This is a genomic window from Flavobacterium sp. LHD-85 (assembly GCF_030929595.1).
In the GTDB taxonomy this organism is placed as follows: Bacteria; Bacteroidota; Bacteroidia; order Flavobacteriales; family Flavobacteriaceae; genus Flavobacterium.
Window position 1 is genome coordinate 289,083 of sequence record NZ_JAVFVR010000003.1, and the last position, 16,724, is coordinate 305,806.

At 33.7% G+C, this 16,724-nt stretch carries 19 protein-coding genes; 16 read left to right on the plus strand and 3 right to left on the minus strand.

The annotated features are described in order from the left end of the window. Positions 1-19: 19 nt before the first annotated feature. The 3 genes from RB618_RS07145 (at position 20) to RB618_RS07155 (ending at position 4,509) form a co-directional block, all read left to right on the plus strand. The gene (locus RB618_RS07145; RefSeq protein WP_308068123.1) at positions 20-3,178 is read left to right on the plus strand and encodes an HsdR family type I site-specific deoxyribonuclease; all 3,159 of its coding nucleotides are present in this window, start codon (positions 20-22) and stop codon (positions 3,176-3,178) included. A gap of 1 nt (position 3,179) precedes the next feature. Then, positions 3,180-3,872, plus strand: a complete 693-nt coding sequence (locus tag RB618_RS07150) for a SprT family zinc-dependent metalloprotease (protein ID WP_308068124.1) — start codon at positions 3,180-3,182, stop codon at positions 3,870-3,872. Between the two features lie 322 nt (positions 3,873-4,194). Continuing rightward, positions 4,195-4,509: a hypothetical protein gene (locus RB618_RS07155; RefSeq protein ID WP_308068125.1), complete on the plus strand. Its 315-nt coding sequence runs from the start codon at positions 4,195-4,197 to the stop codon at positions 4,507-4,509. 755 nt (positions 4,510-5,264) lie between these two features. Here the strand turns inward: RB618_RS07155 and RB618_RS07160 are convergent. Next, positions 5,265-6,491, minus strand: coding sequence for a site-specific integrase (locus RB618_RS07160; RefSeq protein WP_308068126.1), 1,227 nt, complete (start codon positions 6,489-6,491; stop codon positions 5,265-5,267). Between the two features lie 351 nt (positions 6,492-6,842). Between RB618_RS07160 and RB618_RS07165 the strand changes: the two genes are divergently transcribed. Beyond that, positions 6,843-7,262, plus strand: coding sequence for a very short patch repair endonuclease (locus RB618_RS07165; RefSeq protein ID WP_308068127.1), 420 nt, complete (start codon positions 6,843-6,845; stop codon positions 7,260-7,262). Here the strand turns inward: RB618_RS07165 and dcm are convergent. Further along, the gene (gene dcm / locus RB618_RS07170; RefSeq protein WP_308068128.1) at positions 7,259-8,245 is read right to left on the minus strand and encodes a DNA (cytosine-5-)-methyltransferase; all 987 of its coding nucleotides are present in this window, start codon (positions 8,243-8,245) and stop codon (positions 7,259-7,261) included. The genes RB618_RS07165 and dcm overlap by 4 nt on opposite strands. A 449-nt stretch (positions 8,246-8,694) precedes the next feature. Here dcm and RB618_RS07175 point away from each other — a divergent pair, with 449 nt between their 5' ends. After that, positions 8,695-8,964: a hypothetical protein gene (locus RB618_RS07175; RefSeq protein WP_308068129.1), complete on the plus strand. Its 270-nt coding sequence runs from the start codon at positions 8,695-8,697 to the stop codon at positions 8,962-8,964. A 33-nt stretch (positions 8,965-8,997) separates the two neighbouring features. On the opposite strand, the gene RB618_RS07180 is transcribed toward RB618_RS07175, so the two are convergent. Next, a complete protein-coding gene (locus RB618_RS07180; protein WP_308068130.1) occupies positions 8,998-9,588 on the minus strand; it encodes a riboflavin synthase in 591 nt (196 codons plus the stop codon). Between the two features lie 57 nt (positions 9,589-9,645). Here RB618_RS07180 and pdxA point away from each other — a divergent pair, with 57 nt between their 5' ends. The 11 genes from pdxA (at position 9,646) to RB618_RS07235 (ending at position 16,666) form a co-directional block, all read left to right on the plus strand. Continuing rightward, positions 9,646-10,695 (plus strand): 4-hydroxythreonine-4-phosphate dehydrogenase PdxA, encoded by a 1,050-nt coding sequence (pdxA, locus tag RB618_RS07185; protein WP_308068131.1) that lies wholly within the window; start codon positions 9,646-9,648, stop codon positions 10,693-10,695. A 105-nt stretch (positions 10,696-10,800) separates the two neighbouring features. Then, positions 10,801-11,343, plus strand: coding sequence for a DUF177 domain-containing protein (locus tag RB618_RS07190; protein ID WP_111377465.1), 543 nt, complete (start codon positions 10,801-10,803; stop codon positions 11,341-11,343). Between the two features lie 9 nt (positions 11,344-11,352). Next, positions 11,353-11,547 carry a 50S ribosomal protein L32 gene (rpmF, locus tag RB618_RS07195; RefSeq protein WP_008465217.1) on the plus strand — a complete coding sequence of 65 codons (195 nt, stop codon included), beginning with the start codon at positions 11,353-11,355 and terminating at the stop codon, positions 11,545-11,547. 175 nt (positions 11,548-11,722) lie between these two features. Continuing rightward, positions 11,723-12,721 (plus strand): beta-ketoacyl-ACP synthase III, encoded by a 999-nt coding sequence (locus RB618_RS07200; RefSeq protein WP_308068135.1) that lies wholly within the window; start codon positions 11,723-11,725, stop codon positions 12,719-12,721. A gap of 23 nt (positions 12,722-12,744) precedes the next feature. Continuing rightward, a complete protein-coding gene (accB, locus tag RB618_RS07205; protein ID WP_308068136.1) occupies positions 12,745-13,230 on the plus strand; it encodes an acetyl-CoA carboxylase biotin carboxyl carrier protein in 486 nt (161 codons plus the stop codon). Between the two features lie 110 nt (positions 13,231-13,340). Next, positions 13,341-14,687 carry an acetyl-CoA carboxylase biotin carboxylase subunit gene (accC, locus tag RB618_RS07210; protein ID WP_274254562.1) on the plus strand — a complete coding sequence of 449 codons (1,347 nt, stop codon included), beginning with the start codon at positions 13,341-13,343 and terminating at the stop codon, positions 14,685-14,687. 367 nt (positions 14,688-15,054) lie between these two features. Continuing rightward, positions 15,055-15,351, plus strand: a complete 297-nt coding sequence (locus RB618_RS07215) for a hypothetical protein (protein ID WP_308068137.1) — start codon at positions 15,055-15,057, stop codon at positions 15,349-15,351. Positions 15,352-15,426: 75 nt separating this feature from the next. After that, entirely contained in the window at positions 15,427-15,723 is a 297-nt protein-coding gene (locus RB618_RS07220) for a hypothetical protein (protein ID WP_308068138.1), read from the plus strand. A 28-nt stretch (positions 15,724-15,751) separates the two neighbouring features. Next, positions 15,752-16,042, plus strand: a complete 291-nt coding sequence (locus tag RB618_RS07225) for a hypothetical protein (protein ID WP_308068139.1) — start codon at positions 15,752-15,754, stop codon at positions 16,040-16,042. Positions 16,043-16,059: 17 nt separating this feature from the next. Beyond that, positions 16,060-16,353, plus strand: coding sequence for a PepSY-like domain-containing protein (locus RB618_RS07230; RefSeq protein ID WP_308068140.1), 294 nt, complete (start codon positions 16,060-16,062; stop codon positions 16,351-16,353). Between the two features lie 16 nt (positions 16,354-16,369). Continuing rightward, positions 16,370-16,666, plus strand: coding sequence for a hypothetical protein (locus RB618_RS07235; RefSeq protein WP_308068141.1), 297 nt, complete (start codon positions 16,370-16,372; stop codon positions 16,664-16,666). Positions 16,667-16,724: the final 58 nt, after the last annotated feature.

The following is a 16,724-nucleotide window of genomic DNA, read 5'->3' on the forward strand; positions in this document are numbered from 1 at the left end:
TAACAAAAAACAACAATGAATGGGATTTACAGAAGATAATATTTCGCAACTTCCAGTACTTAAATTACTAATTAATTTAGGGTATCAATACCTTGAATCATCTCAAGCTTTGGCTTTGCGTGACAATCGCGAAAGTAGTGTGATTTTAACTAATGTGCTACGTGAGCGATTGACGCATATTAATGAAATCAAAATAGGGAGTAAGAAGACTAAATTTGATCCATCTAATATTGAAAAGGCAATTCAAAAACTTCAAGATATACAGTTATCCCAAGGTTTAATACAGGCTTGTAATCAAACTTATAATTTATTACTGTTTGGTCTAGCGTTAGAACAATCAATTGAGGGTGATAAAAAAAGTCATACCATTCAGTATATTGATTGGAATAATCCAGCAAACAATCATTTTCATGTTACCGAAGAATTTACAGTATTGCGCACCGGTCGTAAAGACACTTACAGACCAGATGTTGTTTTATTTGTAAATGGTATTCCGTTAGTAGTTATCGAATGTAAAAGCCCAACCATTAAAGAACCAGTCAAACAAGCCATTTCCCAGCATATCCGTAACCAACAAGAAAACGGAATCCGAAATCTCTATGTGTACAGCCAAGTGTTAATTGCTACTTCTTTACTGGAGGCCAAATATGCAACAACCAATACTAAAGAAGAGTTTTGGGCAGTTTGGAAAGAAAAAGAAGCTTCTTATCTCGATAACATTGAAGAATTAGTTAACCGTTCATTAGAGAAAGAAACCGTTTCACTTTTATTTAAAAATTCAGATAGCAGAACGCATGCAGATAAAGTTGCCTTTAATGAAAAGTTTCGGGATCATGTTTCGGTTACGGAACAAGATATTGTAGTATACGGCATCTTAAATCCTGAGCGATTGCTGCCTTTTATTAAAGACTTTGTGTTGTTTGAAGGTGGTCTTATTAAAAAAGTAGCACGTTTTCAGCAATTTTTTTCCATCAACAAAATTATCGATCGAATCAAACCAATCCGTAACGGAAAACGAAAAGGAGGTGTAGTCTGGCATACCCAAGGTAGTGGTAAATCCTTAACCATGGCCATGCTGGCACGCAAAATCCAAAACACGATTAAAAATCCTCAAATTATTCTCGTTACAGATAGAATTGATCTTGACAGGCAAATCACCAATACCTTACGTAAAGTAGAAGTCGATGTAATTAATGCAGCTTCAGGTAAACAGTTAATTAGCCTGCTCAAAGGCAATGGGGATTTAGTGATTACAACCATTATCAACAAATTCGAAGCGGCTGTAAAAAGTTTGTCTGATAATCAATTAGATAGCCCTAATATTTTTGTATTGATTGATGAAGGACATAGAACGCAACATGGGGTATTTAATGTAAACATGGAAAGAGTATTGCCTAATGCCTGTTTTATTGTCTTTACAGGAACTCCATTAATGAAAAAACAAAAAAACACAGCTAGTAAATTTGGGGGTATTATTGATGAATATTCAATTAAGGAAGCAGTTGACGATGGTGCAATTAGACCCATTTTATATGAAGGGCGTTTGGCAGTGCAAGATGTAAACAAATCAGCTCTCGACAAGAGTGTCGATATTGTAATGGAAGAACTACCCGATTACCATAAAGTAGATCTTAAAAAGAAAATGAGTCAGGCTGGTTTAATTACTAAAACAGATCAGAATATTTTTCAGACAGCTTTAGATATTAGTAAACATTTTCAAAGCACCTGGGGTAAAGATGCAACAGGAATCCATTCTGGATTTAGAGGGATGGTGGTTTGTCCCGATAAACTAACCGCTGTTAAATACAAAAAAGCTTTTGACCTTATCGGCAAAGTAACTACCGAAGTGGTAATGTCTGCTCCTGATACCAGAGAGAATAATGAAGATGTGCACAGTTCAGAAGCTCCCGAGGTCAAACAGTATTATGATTTGCTCAAATCAAAGTATGGTAATGAAATCGACAATATGATTATCCAACAATTTGAATATGGAGAAAATATTGAATTGCTAATTGTTATAGATAAACTCTTAACTGGTTTTGATGTGCCTCAAACCATTGTGATGTATTTATGTCGTAAACTTCGTGAACATACTTTACTGCAAGCCATTGCAAGGGTTAACAGGGTGTATCCGGGTAAAGATTTTGGATATATCATTGATTACGCTGGAGTCATGGAAGAATTGCACGAAGCGATTGAAACCTATTCCGGTGCTACAGATAGTTTTGATACCACCGATTTACAAGGTACTATGACGGATATACAGGAAGAAATTAGCAAATTACCGCAAGCGTATGCTGATTTAGTAGCTATTTTTAAAACCGTTAAAAACAAGCAAGATATAGAAGCATATATCCGTGTCTTAGCTGATGAAGCAATTAGAGAAGAATTTTATAATAAGTTTAATGCATTTGCACGTATTTTAAAAATTGCTTTAGCTACAGTATATTTTCATGATAACACGTCTTTATCTGAAATACAACGACATAAAGACGAACTCAAAAAATATGCTGACATACGTGTGGCAGCCAATGCAACATACCTTGATACTATAAGTTTTTCACAGTACGAAAAACAACTTCAAAAATTGCTAGACCAACATGTTATTACCGAAGAAATAATACGTTTGGTAGACCCCGTAAATATTTTAGATGGAGATACTTTTGAAGAAGAAGTCGAAAAGCTAATTGGTCCCAGAGCAAAAGCAGAAAAAATAGCGGCAGCCACCTCAAAATACATCTCAATTAATATCGACACCGATCCTGTATTGTTCAAAAAATTATCAGAACTCATTACGGCAACTATTTCCGATATGCGTGCCAACAGACTTTCGGAATTAGAGGCCTTAAAGAAATTAAAAGCACTTAAAGACCAGGTTTTAAATGGTAATGGCAATAATATCCCTGAAGAATTACAGGACAAAAGGCGCAAAGTCGCTATATATCACTTGTTCCAGAATGAAAAGGATTTACAAGGAAAAAATCTAGAAACAACCTTAGTTTTTGATAAGCTTTTATCAAATTATGAAGTGGTCGATTGGGAAAAACGCTCCGATATCATAAATAAAATCGAGTTAGATTTTGGTGATTATTTGATGGACGAAATGCATTTATCATTGGAACAAGCGGACGAATTAACTAAAAAAGCTATAGAAATTGCTATTGCAAACAAAGGATAAGATGAAAGAGCAAATAGTATTTGGTACACATACTATTGATTTCGACTTAAAATACACCAATCGAAAATCATTAGGCATCAAAGTGCAGCCCGATACTTCAGTAACGGTAACCGCACCTGAGAACGCCCCTATGGCTAAAATTAAAACAGCAGTATCCAAAAAAGCCATGTGGATTTTAAATCAAAAATCCTATTTTCTTTCCATGGACACTATAAGTAATGATGTAATTATAAAATCAGGTTATACTGTTCATTATCTGGGCAGACAGTATAAAGTTGTTGTTGAAGTTACTTCTAAAAATGAAGTTTCCTATAAGGGAAATTTATTTCTTATAAGTGTTACAAAAAAAGAAAAAGCACAACAAGTTTTTGAAACCTGGTTCAATGAAAGAGCTATTCTTAAAATTACAGAAATAGCGCAGCCTATCATTAAAAAATTTACTTTAAAGCACTCTACTTCAGTTGTTGTATTCTTTCAGGACATGCCCACTCGTTGGGGCAGTTGCACTATTAAAAACAAACTGATTTTAAATCCCAAATTAGTCCATACCCCAAAACGATGTATTGAATACGTGGTGATGCACGAATTATGCCACACAATACACAAACACCATAATAGTGATTTTTTCAATCTCCTTACCCTTATGATGCCTGATTGGGAAAAAAGAAAAATGAAGTTAGATACATATTTGTAATCTAGTAATTTAGAATAAAAAAATGATAGGTTTTTTCATTTGTGATTTTTAAACTGTTGTATGAAAAATGACTATCCAAAATAAGCAACATTATGAATACACATTTTGAAATATTAATAGATGCTTCAGGAAGTATGGGGTATATGACAGGGGCTGGTTGCAATAAGTACGACCTCAGTTAAAAAAAATGGCTAATTAATGGAAAAGTAATCCTGTTGCACCATGGCCAAAAGTACCATTGGAAAATTGCGAAATCAGAAAAAGAAAACAAAGCTTTTTTCGTTAAATTAGTAAATTAGCAAGTAACTAAAAAGAACAAACAATGAGCGGAGGAGCTTTTGATTACAAACAATATCATATTCGTGAAATTCATGAAACCATACAAAGTGAACTTGAAAGAATGGGCAAACCTAAACCAAAAGAAAATCTTTGGAGTGATAAAGAATATTACGAAAAACATCCTGAAGAATTAAATTGGCCAATAGAAAGTGACGAGGTTGTGAATACCTATAAAACAGCTATTGCTTTACTCAAAAAAGCAGAAGTTTATGCACAAAGAATTGATTGGTATATATCGGGAGATGATGGTGAAGAAAGTTTTTTGCGAAGATTAAAAGAGGATTTAGAAAAGTTATAAAATTTTACTTTTCATTAGTTCAGATAACCTATCTGAGCTCTATCGACTTAGGTTTTTTGTTTCAGCAAAAAAAAAAACAATTTAGCAGTCTCACTACGGTCGTTTGCTTTGTTCCGTTCGGCTGTTCCAGTCGGTCGTACCTCCCTCCGTTCCACAGACACGGCGCAGCTACAATAAAAACAGCAGCTTGAAAAACAGCAGCTGTTTTTATTGCGCTGCTTGTTCCTCATCTTCACACGCACTCTACCCTTCGTTCGTCGGGGCTACTGCATCCACAATACCGCTTCATTCCGTTTCACTCTGCAAGCTACGTTCCACTGCATTCCAGCCGTATTATGTCTGTCGCCCCTGGTTGTTTCAGCTGTTGCTCCTTCGCAAGGCCATCGGAAAACAAGAGCACCAGTCTTCTAAAAAAAATAAAAAAGAAAGTAAAGGTAAGTTCCGGTTTCAAAAAGTAAAGTTCAAGCCCTCTGGGTTTTTGAAAAAATCTCCACCCTTACATTTTTATAACAACCATCGATTTCACCAACACTTCCGATTCTTAAAAACTATTGGGTAGTATTTTTTCAAAAAAACTTGACTTCTTTTGAAACCTCCACTAATACTGACGACTTTCTTTTTTCTCTTTTTCTTTGTTTTGAAAATTATAAAAAAACGTGGATTGATAATCATCTCGTGTAAAGAAGCCTGTTTATCGGAAACTACTATTATATTGGCAAAAGATGAAGTTTTGTATTTTAAAGTTGAACTAATTTTTAGATTAAATTTTCAAAGGCAATGTTCAATTCTTCTGTACTAAAATCTTCCAAATATGCTTCAGTTGTTTTAATAGATTGATGTCCTAATCCTTGCTTTATCATTACTGTGCTTAATCCTTTCTTTAAAGATAGTGTTGCAAAAGTGTGTCTAGCAGTATAAAAAGTCACTTTTGTTTTAATGCCGCATTCAAGCGATATGGTATTAAGAAGTTTGCCGTAATAATTTAGTACGCTTTTTTTGCGATCTCTGAGTTCTGTCTTAGTATAATGGTTTTTGTCTTTTTCTAAAATTGGGAAAATATAATCAGTATCAAAAGGGCGATAGATTTTAAAGTATTGTAAAATTTCGGTCATGTATTTATTATCCGGAATTTTTACATTTAATTTTACCAGAGTCTTATTTCTAACATATGAAAAACTACTTAAGTCTACATCATTCCATTTTAATTCAGCTAAATCAGTAAAATTCATGCCACGACAGTAGAAACTGAACAAATAAGTGTACAATGCTTTAATGCCCTCTTTATTTGTTGAAAAATCGTAATCCAATAGTAATTGTAAATCTTGTTTGCTTAACGCTTTTTTTACTTTGCTAGATTTCAATTTTGAAATTATGTAGTCTCGGAAGGGATATGTTTCACTTAATGCAATTTTTGATTTAATAGCCGAATTATAAACGGATCTAATATTACGCATATATACTCCAATTCCGCCATCGTGACAACCTCTTGAGCGCAAATGAGCCTCAAAAGCTACTAAGAAAGTATAATTAATTTTTGCGAATGAGTAGGTTGAAAGTTCAGGCTGGAATCGCATAAGAGCAGAAATGGTATCACGATAAGAACAACTAGAACTTATTTTTCCAGACTCTTTGAGCTGTAATTTTCTCTTTTCGAAATAAGCAATGAAATTTATTTTTTCTACTTCTTGCGGTCTAAATAAAGCATCAAATGCTTCAATTGAATATTCGTGCTCTTCTTCAATCAGTTTATTTAAAATTTTAGAAGCATCATGTTTTATCGAATTCAATATCCGATTAGCTTGTAAATAATTTGGGAATTGTGATTTAAATTCACTTGCTTTGTCGTTCCAAAATTTTGGAAATACGTTATAAGGAGTTTTATAGAATTTGGATTTTCTATTAATAGTAATTCTTAAGTTTATTGGATATGTTCCATCACTTAACTCTGTTTTTTTTAGTATAATTTTTAAACTAGCTTTCATTCTTACATATTTTTAAGTACAACATCCGTACAACAAATGCATGTGTTTTATGAAGTTGAATGAAACAAAAGTATTTTTAAAAATTCATAAGTAGTTGATATATAGCTACTTTGAAGCTAAATGCAATTAAGTGCAAAGGCTATTTATCTATCTCATAATCAGGTGGTCCCTGGTTCGAGCCCAGGTGGGACCACTTCTTTTAGAACAGAAGCCTTTGCAGAAATGTAAAGGTTTTTTTGTTTTTAGGCATTTTAAAAATGTAAAAGTTGAAACTTTTGACACTTAATAATTGAATCCCTATTTCTGTAAAATACCTTAACTTTATCCGTCCAAAACAAATTTAATCTTCAGATGGATAGATTGACTCCCGAACAAAGGAGGAGAACTATGCAGGCGATAAAAAGCACTGCTACAAAAGGTGAAGTAAGGCTTGCAAAAGCTTTATGGAAATTGGGTCACAGATACCGAAAAAACAATAAGAAAGTATTTGGGAGGCCTGATCTTACTTTTGCCAAATATAAAATTGCCATTTTTGTTGACAGCGAATTTTTTCATGGAAAAGATTGGGAAACTGAGCAACTAAGAATTAAAACGAATCGCGAATATTGGATTCCGAAAATTGAAAGGAATATTCAACGGGACGAAGAGGTTAATGCTTTTCTTATTTCTGAAAATTGGACGGTTTTGAGGTTTTGGAGTAAAGAAATTGAAAAAAATATGGAAGTTTGTCTTGCCAAGATTGAAGGGGCAATTATGCTTTTAAGTATTTAAAAATTTTCAGCTTTTAGCTGTCTAGCTTCTGCTTTCTCGATGCATTTGGATATTTCGGCAGCAAGTCTTTTGATGACAGGCATGCTTACCGAATTTCCTGCTTGCTTGTAAAGGCTAGAATTGGAAATTTTAGGTAATTTGTAACTGTCAGGAAAACCTTGAAAACGAAAACATTCTCTTGGAGTTAATTTTCTAAAACCAAATTCAGTTGTGATAATTGGAACATTGTGGCCGCCAGTTCCCATATTGGCTGTTAAAGTAGGGCAGACTTCTTTTTTGTTTTCTCGTACATATTGTCTCCTGAATTGATAAATTCTGTCTTCTCTCACAACCGCTTCTTTCAGCATGTTGTACATGTATTTATCTTCGGTGTAATAGAATTTCTTATCGACTTTTTCTTTTGTGATTAAATCGGTGACCTTTTTTGTTAATTCTTCTTTTTCAGGAAAACTGAATTTAAAGCCTTTTTTAACGTAGTCCTTGTCAAAAGCTACCATGAAAATTCGCTCCCGATTGTGCGGAATATTTCCGAAATCTTTAGTATTTAAGATTGCAGAATCAAATGTGTAATTGCGTTTTTTGATTTCGCGCTGAATTACTTTCATGGTATTTCCTTTGTCGTGTCCTTTTAGGTTTTTTACATTTTCAAGAAATACCACTTTTGGCCGCATTTCGTCAATAAAATCTAATATTTTAAAAAAGTGGTTTCCTCGGCTGTCGTTAAACCCTTTTCTATGGCCAGCGAGAGAAAAAGGCTGGCATGGAAATCCTGCGGTAAGGATGTCGATTTTGTTAAGATCTTTTACGTCAAGCTGCATTACATCGCCTTCGATAAGAGTGTGTTCGAAATTGTTTCTATAGGTAATGCAGGCTTTTTTGTCAAATTCATTTGCCCACTCTAATTTAAAACCAGCATTTTCAAATCCTAAGCAAATACCTCCAACACCCGCATATAAACTTCCGACTGTATATTGGTTTTTCATCTTATTAATTGAGGTTGAAAATAGATTTGGGTTTGTATTATCAAATTTAACTATGCAAATATATTAATTTGAGAACATTCTCGTTTATGTAGTTAGTTGGATCCAAGATTCTTTTTTTTAACGTAAATTGTAGTAAGAGAGTTTGTTTGTAATATGCAAAAGATTATTTCCTGTTAAAATCAGGAAATTCTTATAAGCTTCTAGGGCTTGTGAATAGTGGAAAATAAATGATTTTGCGCTCTGGAGCGTTTTGTGAAAAGGATTGACGGAGTCTTAGAAAAAAAATGTTAAAATTTGTCTTGCCTTTTTTAGTTTAAAAGTTGGTTTTGAGCAAAAAACTTATACTTTTGTTCAAGATTTTGGAGGTAGAAATTCATTTGTGTGAAATTTCTATCAAAGAATATTTATCGATAATTATCTAGACTTGCAATTTGCAATAGCTTGAATTTATGAAAAATCTAAAAGCCCCATTTTTAGTAATTGCCTTATTTTTGAATATTTTATTAGTGTCTGCAGAAACTTCTTCGCATCCACCTACTCCAGTAACTGCAGATTCAAGTACTGCAAAAACTATGGCTGATGGTGATTGTGATCCGATATTTCCTGAATGTGAAGATGCTTTTCCAATAAATCAAAATATTATATTTCTAGTTGTTGGAGGTTTGGCTTTAGGTCTTGCCGTCATATATAAAAATCAAATAAAAAAAGCTTCAGTTTAAACTGAAGCTTTTTTTATGGAAATTTATCGGATTTTATTTGTTTATCGAATAAAGTCTAGAAATATACTTTCCTACTACATCAAATTCAAGGTTGATTTTTGTTCCTACTTTGAAATCTTTAAAATTAGTGTGTTCGTAAGTATACGGAATAATCGAAACACTAAATTCGTTTGTTTTCGAATTTACAACCGTAAGACTAACTCCGTTTACTGTAATTGAACCTTTTTCGATTGTGATGTTGTTTTGGTTTTTGTCATACTCAAAAGTATAATTCCAGCTTCCGTTTGCTTCTTCAATTTTAATGCAGGTTCCGGTTTGGTCTACATGACCTTGAACGATATGTCCGTCTAAGCGGTCTCCAAGCTTCATTCCTCTTTCAAGATTTACAATATCGCCTGTTTTCCAATCGCCTATATTGGTTTTTAAAATTGTTTCGTCAATCGCTGTTACGGTGTAAAGAGAATCGTTAATAGCGACTACTGTAAGGCATATTCCGTTGTGCGAAACGCTCTGGTCTATTTTTAATTCGTGAGTTATGGATGAGTCAACTGTTATGTGAAGATTGTTTTGATCTTTTCTGATTTCGTGAACCTTGCCGAGTGTTTCTATAATTCCTGTGAACATTGTGGTTTTATTTTACTAAATTTGCACATCAAAATTAGTAATAAATAAACTGAGCTCATGAATAAAAAAGCAGAAAATATAGTTGTTGGAATTTCAGTTGGAGATTTAAACGGTATTGGAAGCGAAGTTATACTGAAAACATTCGAAGATTCTCGTATGTTGGAATTGTGTACGCCGGTTATTTTTGCAAATGCTAAAATTCTTTCTTTCGTTAGAAAAAATTTTACATCGACAGTTCAATTTCACGGAGTTGATAAATTGGAGCAGATTATTCCTGGAAAAGTAAATGTTCTGAATCTTTGGAGAGAAGGAGTTGATATAAATTTTGGTGTAAATGATCCTAAAATAGGAGAGTATGCCATTAAATCTTTTACAGCGGCTACAAAAGCTTTGAAAGATGGTGAAATTGATGTTTTGGTTACGGCACCTATTAATAAATATAATATACAGTCTGAAGATTTTAAATTTCCAGGACACACCGATTATTTAAATCAGGAATTAGAGGGCGATGCACTTATGATGATGGTTCAAGATAATTTACGAGTAGGTTTAATTACAGATCATGTGCCGCTAAACGAGGTTGCTTCTCATTTAACAGAGGAATTAATTACAAAAAAAATAGAGACTATTAGGAAATCTTTAATTCAGGATTTTAGTATAGTAAAACCGAAAATTGCAGTTTTAGGATTAAATCCGCATGCAGGTGATGGTGGAGTGATAGGAAAAGAAGACGATTTGATTTTAAAACCAGTATTAAAGAAAATATTTGATTCTGGTACAATGGCTTTTGGTCCATTTCCAGCTGATGGTTTTTTTGGTAGCGGTCATTATGAAAAATATGATGCTATCGTAGCAATGTATCACGATCAAGGATTAATTCCGTTTAAGACACTGTCTTTTGGAAAAGGAGTTAATTATACAGCAGGTTTAAACAAGGTTAGAACTTCTCCAGATCACGGTACAGCTTATGATATAGCAGGAAAAGACATGGCAGATTACAATTCGTTTAAAGAAGCAGTCTATCTTGCAATTGATATTTTTCGCTCGCGTAATCAGTATGAGGAGATTAGCCAAAAACCTCTTAAAATAAAAGAAAAACAGTTATAAATAAAAAAAGGTGAATAAGATTATTAGATTTGTAATAATTTTATATCTTTGCACCCCAATTCAGATATCTAGTTTTAGAATCGAATTGATCAAATTGATGTTGAAATGAGCAAAACAAAAGAATTTTTAATTCCTTTCGTAGGATTAAAACTAGGAAAACACCATTTTGAGTATCAAATAAATAACACGTTCTTTAAGAACTTTGAGTACGATGAGTTTCAAAGTTCAGATATTAAAGTCAATTTACTTTTCGATAAGAAAAGTAATATGTTAGAGTTAGAATTCAAGCACAAAGGAACGGTAAACGTGCCTTGTGATCTGACAGGCGAAGATTTTGATTTACCTATAAAAGGGAAAATGAAACTGATTGTTCGTTTTGGAGAAGAATTTAATGATGATAATGAAGAGTTGTTGATTTTACCACATGGTGAGCATGAAGTAGATATTGCACAATATATTTATGAAATGATCGCGCTTTCTGTTCCGCAGAAGAGAATTCATCCAGGTGTTAAAGATGGAAGTCTGCAAACAGAAGCTTTAACAAAACTGAATGAGTTAAGTGTAAAAGAACAAAAGGAAGAGAGTAACAAAGAAGAAGATATTGACCCGCGTTGGGAAAAATTAAAGAAACTATTAACGGATAAATAATATAGTAAAATGGCACATCCTAAGAGAAAAACCTCGAAAACAAGAAGAGATAAGAGAAGAACACATTACAAAGCTACTGTAGCTCAAATCGCTACATGTCCTATTACAGGTGAGGCGCATTTATACCACAGAGCTTACTGGCATGAAGGTAAAATGTACTACAGAGGGCAAGTTGTTATCGATAAATCTGAAGCGGTTGCTTAATACGTTTTTGTAAATTATACTAGAACTCTCACATAGTGAGAGTTTTTTTTGTTGGTTATAATTTTCGTTTTTTAGGAAAATATAGACAAATTCGTTACGTTTTTTTTTGTAATTTTCGGGTCTTTTAAAAATTTTTCAAATTAATCATAATTTGAAAAGAAAATAATAGAATATAATGAATACAATCACAGCCGCAATTACCGCTGTTGGAGCTTATGTTCCTGACTTCGTTCTTTCGAACCAAGTACTAGAAACAATGGTTGATACCAATGATGAGTGGATTACCGCTCGAACAGGAATTAAAGAAAGAAGAATTCTTAAAGATGCTGATAAAGGTACATCTTACCTTGCGATACAAGCAGCAAAGGATTTGATTGCAAAAGCTAATATTGATCCGCTAGAGATTGATATGATTATAATGGCAACTGCAACACCAGATATGATGGTGGCTTCTACAGGAGTCTATGTTGCTACAGAAATTGGAGCAACAAATGCATTTTCATACGATTTGCAGGCTGCATGTTCAAGTTTCTTATACGGAATGTCAACGGCTGCAGCATATGTTCAGTCAGGACGTTACAAAAAAGTACTTTTAATTGGTGCCGATAAAATGTCATCAATTGTAGATTATACAGACAGAGCAACTTGTATTATTTTTGGTGATGGAGCTGGAGCAGTTCTTTTTGAACCAAACTATGAAGGTTTAGGTTTGCAAGATGAATATTTAAGAAGCGATGGTGTAGGACGCGACTTCCTTAAAATTCCTGCAGGAGGTTCTTTGATTCCGCCTTCAGAAGATACTGTAAAAAACAGACAGCACAATATTATGCAAGACGGTAAAACTGTTTTCAAATATGCTGTTACTAATATGGCAGATGCCAGCGAATTGATTTTGCAAAGAAATAATTTGACAAATCAAGATGTTGATTGGTTAGTGCCACACCAAGCTAATAAACGTATTATTGATGCTACTGCTGGAAGATTAGAATTAGACGATTCTAAAGTTCTAGTAAACATCGAAAGATACGGAAATACTACTTCTGGAACTTTACCATTAGTATTGGCTGATTTTGAAAATAAACTTAAAAAGGGAGATAACATTATCTTTGCCGCTTTTGGTGGTGGATTCACTTGGGGATCTATCTATTTAAAATGGGCTTACGATAAGAAATAAATTAAAACTAAAAACGAATCATTATGGATTTAAAAGAAATTCAAAACCTAATCAAATTTGTTGCAAATTCGGGCGTTGCAGAAGTGAAGTTAGAAATGGATGATGTGAAAATCACTATTAGAACAACTTTAGAAACAAATGTAACTGAAGCAACTTATGTACAGCAATTGCCAACTCAGGCAGCTTTACCTCAAGCGGCAGTTCCGCAAGTAACAGCTCCAACAGTTGTAAATGTAACTCCAGAAGCACCAGCTGCTAACGATTCTAAATATATTACTATAAAATCTCCAATCATTGGAACATTCTATAGAAAACCATCTCCAGACAAACCAGTTTTCACTGAAGTAGGAAGTACTGTATCTAAAGGTGATGTTCTTTGTGTAATTGAAGCAATGAAATTATTCAACGAAATCGAATCTGAAGTTTCTGGTAAAATTGTAAAAATTCTAGTTGACGATATGTCTCCAGTAGAATTTGATCAACCTTTATTCTTAGTAGATCCATCATAAATAAATTTAGATTTTAGATTTTAGATTTTAGATTGATCTGACAGAATTAATACATCAGACATCTAAAATTATCTAATTATCAAATTGTCTAATTATCTAATTAAAATAAGATGTTTAAAAAAATATTAATTGCGAATAGAGGAGAAATTGCACTTCGTGTAATTCGTACATGTAAGGAAATGGGAATCAAAACTGTTGCAGTTTACTCTACAGCCGATGCAGAAAGTTTGCATGTTAAATTTGCAGACGAAGCGGTTTGTATAGGTCCTCCTCCGAGTAACTTATCGTATTTGAAAATGTCAAATATTATTGCAGCTGCAGAAATTACAAACGCAGATGCAATTCATCCAGGTTATGGATTTCTTTCTGAGAATGCTAAATTCTCTAAAATCTGTCAAGAGCACGGAATTAAATTTATTGGTGCTGCTCCAGAAATGATCGACCGTATGGGAGATAAAGCTTCTGCAAAAGCTACAATGAAAGCGGCAGGAGTTCCTTGTGTGCCAGGTTCAGATGGATTATTAGAATCTTACGAACATGCACAAAAAGTAGCTAAAGAAATTGGTTATCCAGTTATGATGAAAGCTACTGCTGGTGGTGGTGGAAAAGGTATGCGCGCTATCTGGAAAGAAGAAGAGCTACAAAAAGCTTGGGAAAGCGCACGTCAAGAAGCTGCTGCAGCATTTGGAAATGACGGAATGTACATGGAGAAACTTATTGAAGAGCCACGTCATATCGAAATTCAAGTTGTTGGAGATTCTTACGGAAAAGCATGTCACCTTTCTGAAAGAGATTGTTCTGTTCAAAGACGTCACCAAAAACTTACTGAAGAAACACCTTCACCTTTCATGACAGATGAACTTCGTACACGAATGGGAGAAGCTGCTGTAAAAGCTGCTGAGTTTATTAAATATGAAGGAGCTGGAACTGTAGAGTTTTTAGTGGATAAACACAGAAACTTCTACTTCATGGAAATGAATACTCGTATTCAGGTAGAGCACCCAATCACAGAACAAGTTATCGATTACGATTTGATTCGTGAGCAAATTATGGTTGCTGCTGGAATTCCAATTTCTGGTAAAAACTACCTTCCACAATTACACGCTATTGAGGTTCGTATTAATGCTGAAGATCCTTATAACGATTTTCGTCCTTCACCAGGAAAAATTACTACGCTTCATATGCCAGGAGGACATGGAGTTCGTTTAGATACTCACGTATACTCAGGATATAGCATTCCGCCAAACTACGATTCTATGATTGCTAAGTTAATTACAACGGCACAATCTCGTGAAGAAGCTATCAGCAAAATGCGTAGAGCTTTGGATGAGTTCGTAATCGAAGGTGTGAAAACTACAATCCCTTTCCACAGACAATTAATGGATGATCCAAAATATATTGCAGGAGATTATACAACTGCATTTATGGATACATTTAAAATGAATAGTCCAGAATAACTAGAAGGCTTCCAAATTTGGAAGCCTTTTTCTTTTATAAACCTTTATTAATTCCAATATTCAAATCCCAAATTCCAATATTGGAAACCTAAACTTTAAATTAGGAGTTTAAAATCTCACTGTAAACTTTGGGATTTGGAATTTTAAAAAAAATTGGAATTTCTTCCAAGGTTACACTTTAAGTGTTTACTTATTACACACCATTTTTCTCTTTTACACATCTTCATAGTATTCTCTTTTTTTGCTATATTTGATGTAAGGTCTTTAAAAACAGGTTTTTATGTTCTTTGGCATGGCTCTTTTCTTTTACGGCATAATAATTTCATTACTCTAAGCGTAAACAACTATTAATTTAAATATATACGTTATGAAAAATTTATTTTTATCAGCCGCAATTGTTTTAGGAGGTTTAACTTCATTCGCTTCAACTACGCAAGTAACAAACACAATCGTAAAAACGATTTCTATCGAAGACGAATACACTGAAATCAAATTAGAAGAATTACCTGCTGCAATTACAGACGCTTTGAAAAAAGCATATCCAGAAGCAGTAATTACTAAAGCATACAAAAACGAAAAAGCACAGTATAAACTTGATGTAACTGTTGGCGACAAAGTTGGAAATCTTTTCGCAAATGCAGACGGAACTTGGATCAAACAATAATCTAAATCTTAGATTTTGTGAAAATCCGAATCAAGAATACGAAGATCAAATTAACTATATTAAAAAAGAACTATCATGAAAAATTTATTTTTATCAGCCGCAATCGTTTTGGGAGGTTTAACATCATTTGCTTCAACTTCGCCAATTTCAAATACAATCGTAAAAACAATCTCTATCCAAGATGATTATACAGAAATTAAATTGGAAGAGCTTCCAACAGCTATAACAGACGCTTTGAAAAAAGCATATCCAGATGCTGTGCTTTCTAAAGCATTTAAAAACACAAAATCTGAATACAAACTTGAAGTAACTGTTGGAGATAAAACAGGAAATCTTTTTGCTAATGCAGATGGAACTTGGATTAAAAAATAATTAAGTCTAACCCTTAAAAGCTATTACTATGAAAAAGTTAATCTTATCGGCAGCAATTGTTTTAGGCAGTTTGTCGATGAACGCAGAGACCCCTGTTGCAACCAATCAAATGGTGCAGACAGTAAATGATCAGGATGGATATAAAGAAGTAGATGGAGTTCCGGCAGCCGTAAAAAAAGGCTTAGATGCAGCTTATCCTGGTGTAGTGCTTGAAAAAGCATGGGTAAATGAGAAAAAGGAGTATAAAATTGAGATAACCGTTCGAGGCGAAAAATCGATCGTTTATACAGATGCTTCTGGTAATATTCTTAAAAAATAATTTAAACCACAAATATTATGAAAAAGTTAGTTTTATCAGCAGCGATTGTTTTAGGAAGTCTTTCAGTAAATGCTGCAGTTCTTCCAGCAATCTCAATTACTCAATCAGCAATTTTTCAAGATGCATTTACTGAAGTAGCTGCAGACCAAATACCGGCAGCTGTGAAGTCTACGGTTGAAAAATCGTTTCCGAATACTAAGCTAGAAAAAGCTTATAAAAACGATAAGAACGAGTATAAACTTCAAATTTCAAGCGGAGACAAGAAGTATACTATTTTCACAGATGCTTCTGGTAACATCATCAAGAAATAATTAAAAAATCAGCATTATGAAAAAGTTAATCTTATCGGCAGTAGTTGCTTTAGGAACCATGTCAATTCAAGCAAATGAATTGCCTGTTTCTCAAAAAACTCATGCAGCTGTGGCTATTCAGGCAGAATACACAGAAGTTACTGCAGATGCTGTACCTGCAGCTGTAAAAACAGCCTTGCAGACTGCTTATCCAGGAGCAAAATTGGATAAAGCATTTGTAAACGAAAAAAAAGAGTATAAACTCGAAATATCAGTTGGAGACCAAAAGGCTACTGTATACTCAGATGTCAATGGTAACTGGTTGAAAATATAATTAGGTGAATTTAGATTTATGTTTTTGGTGAAAAAGAGATTGCGTCGTGCAATCTCTT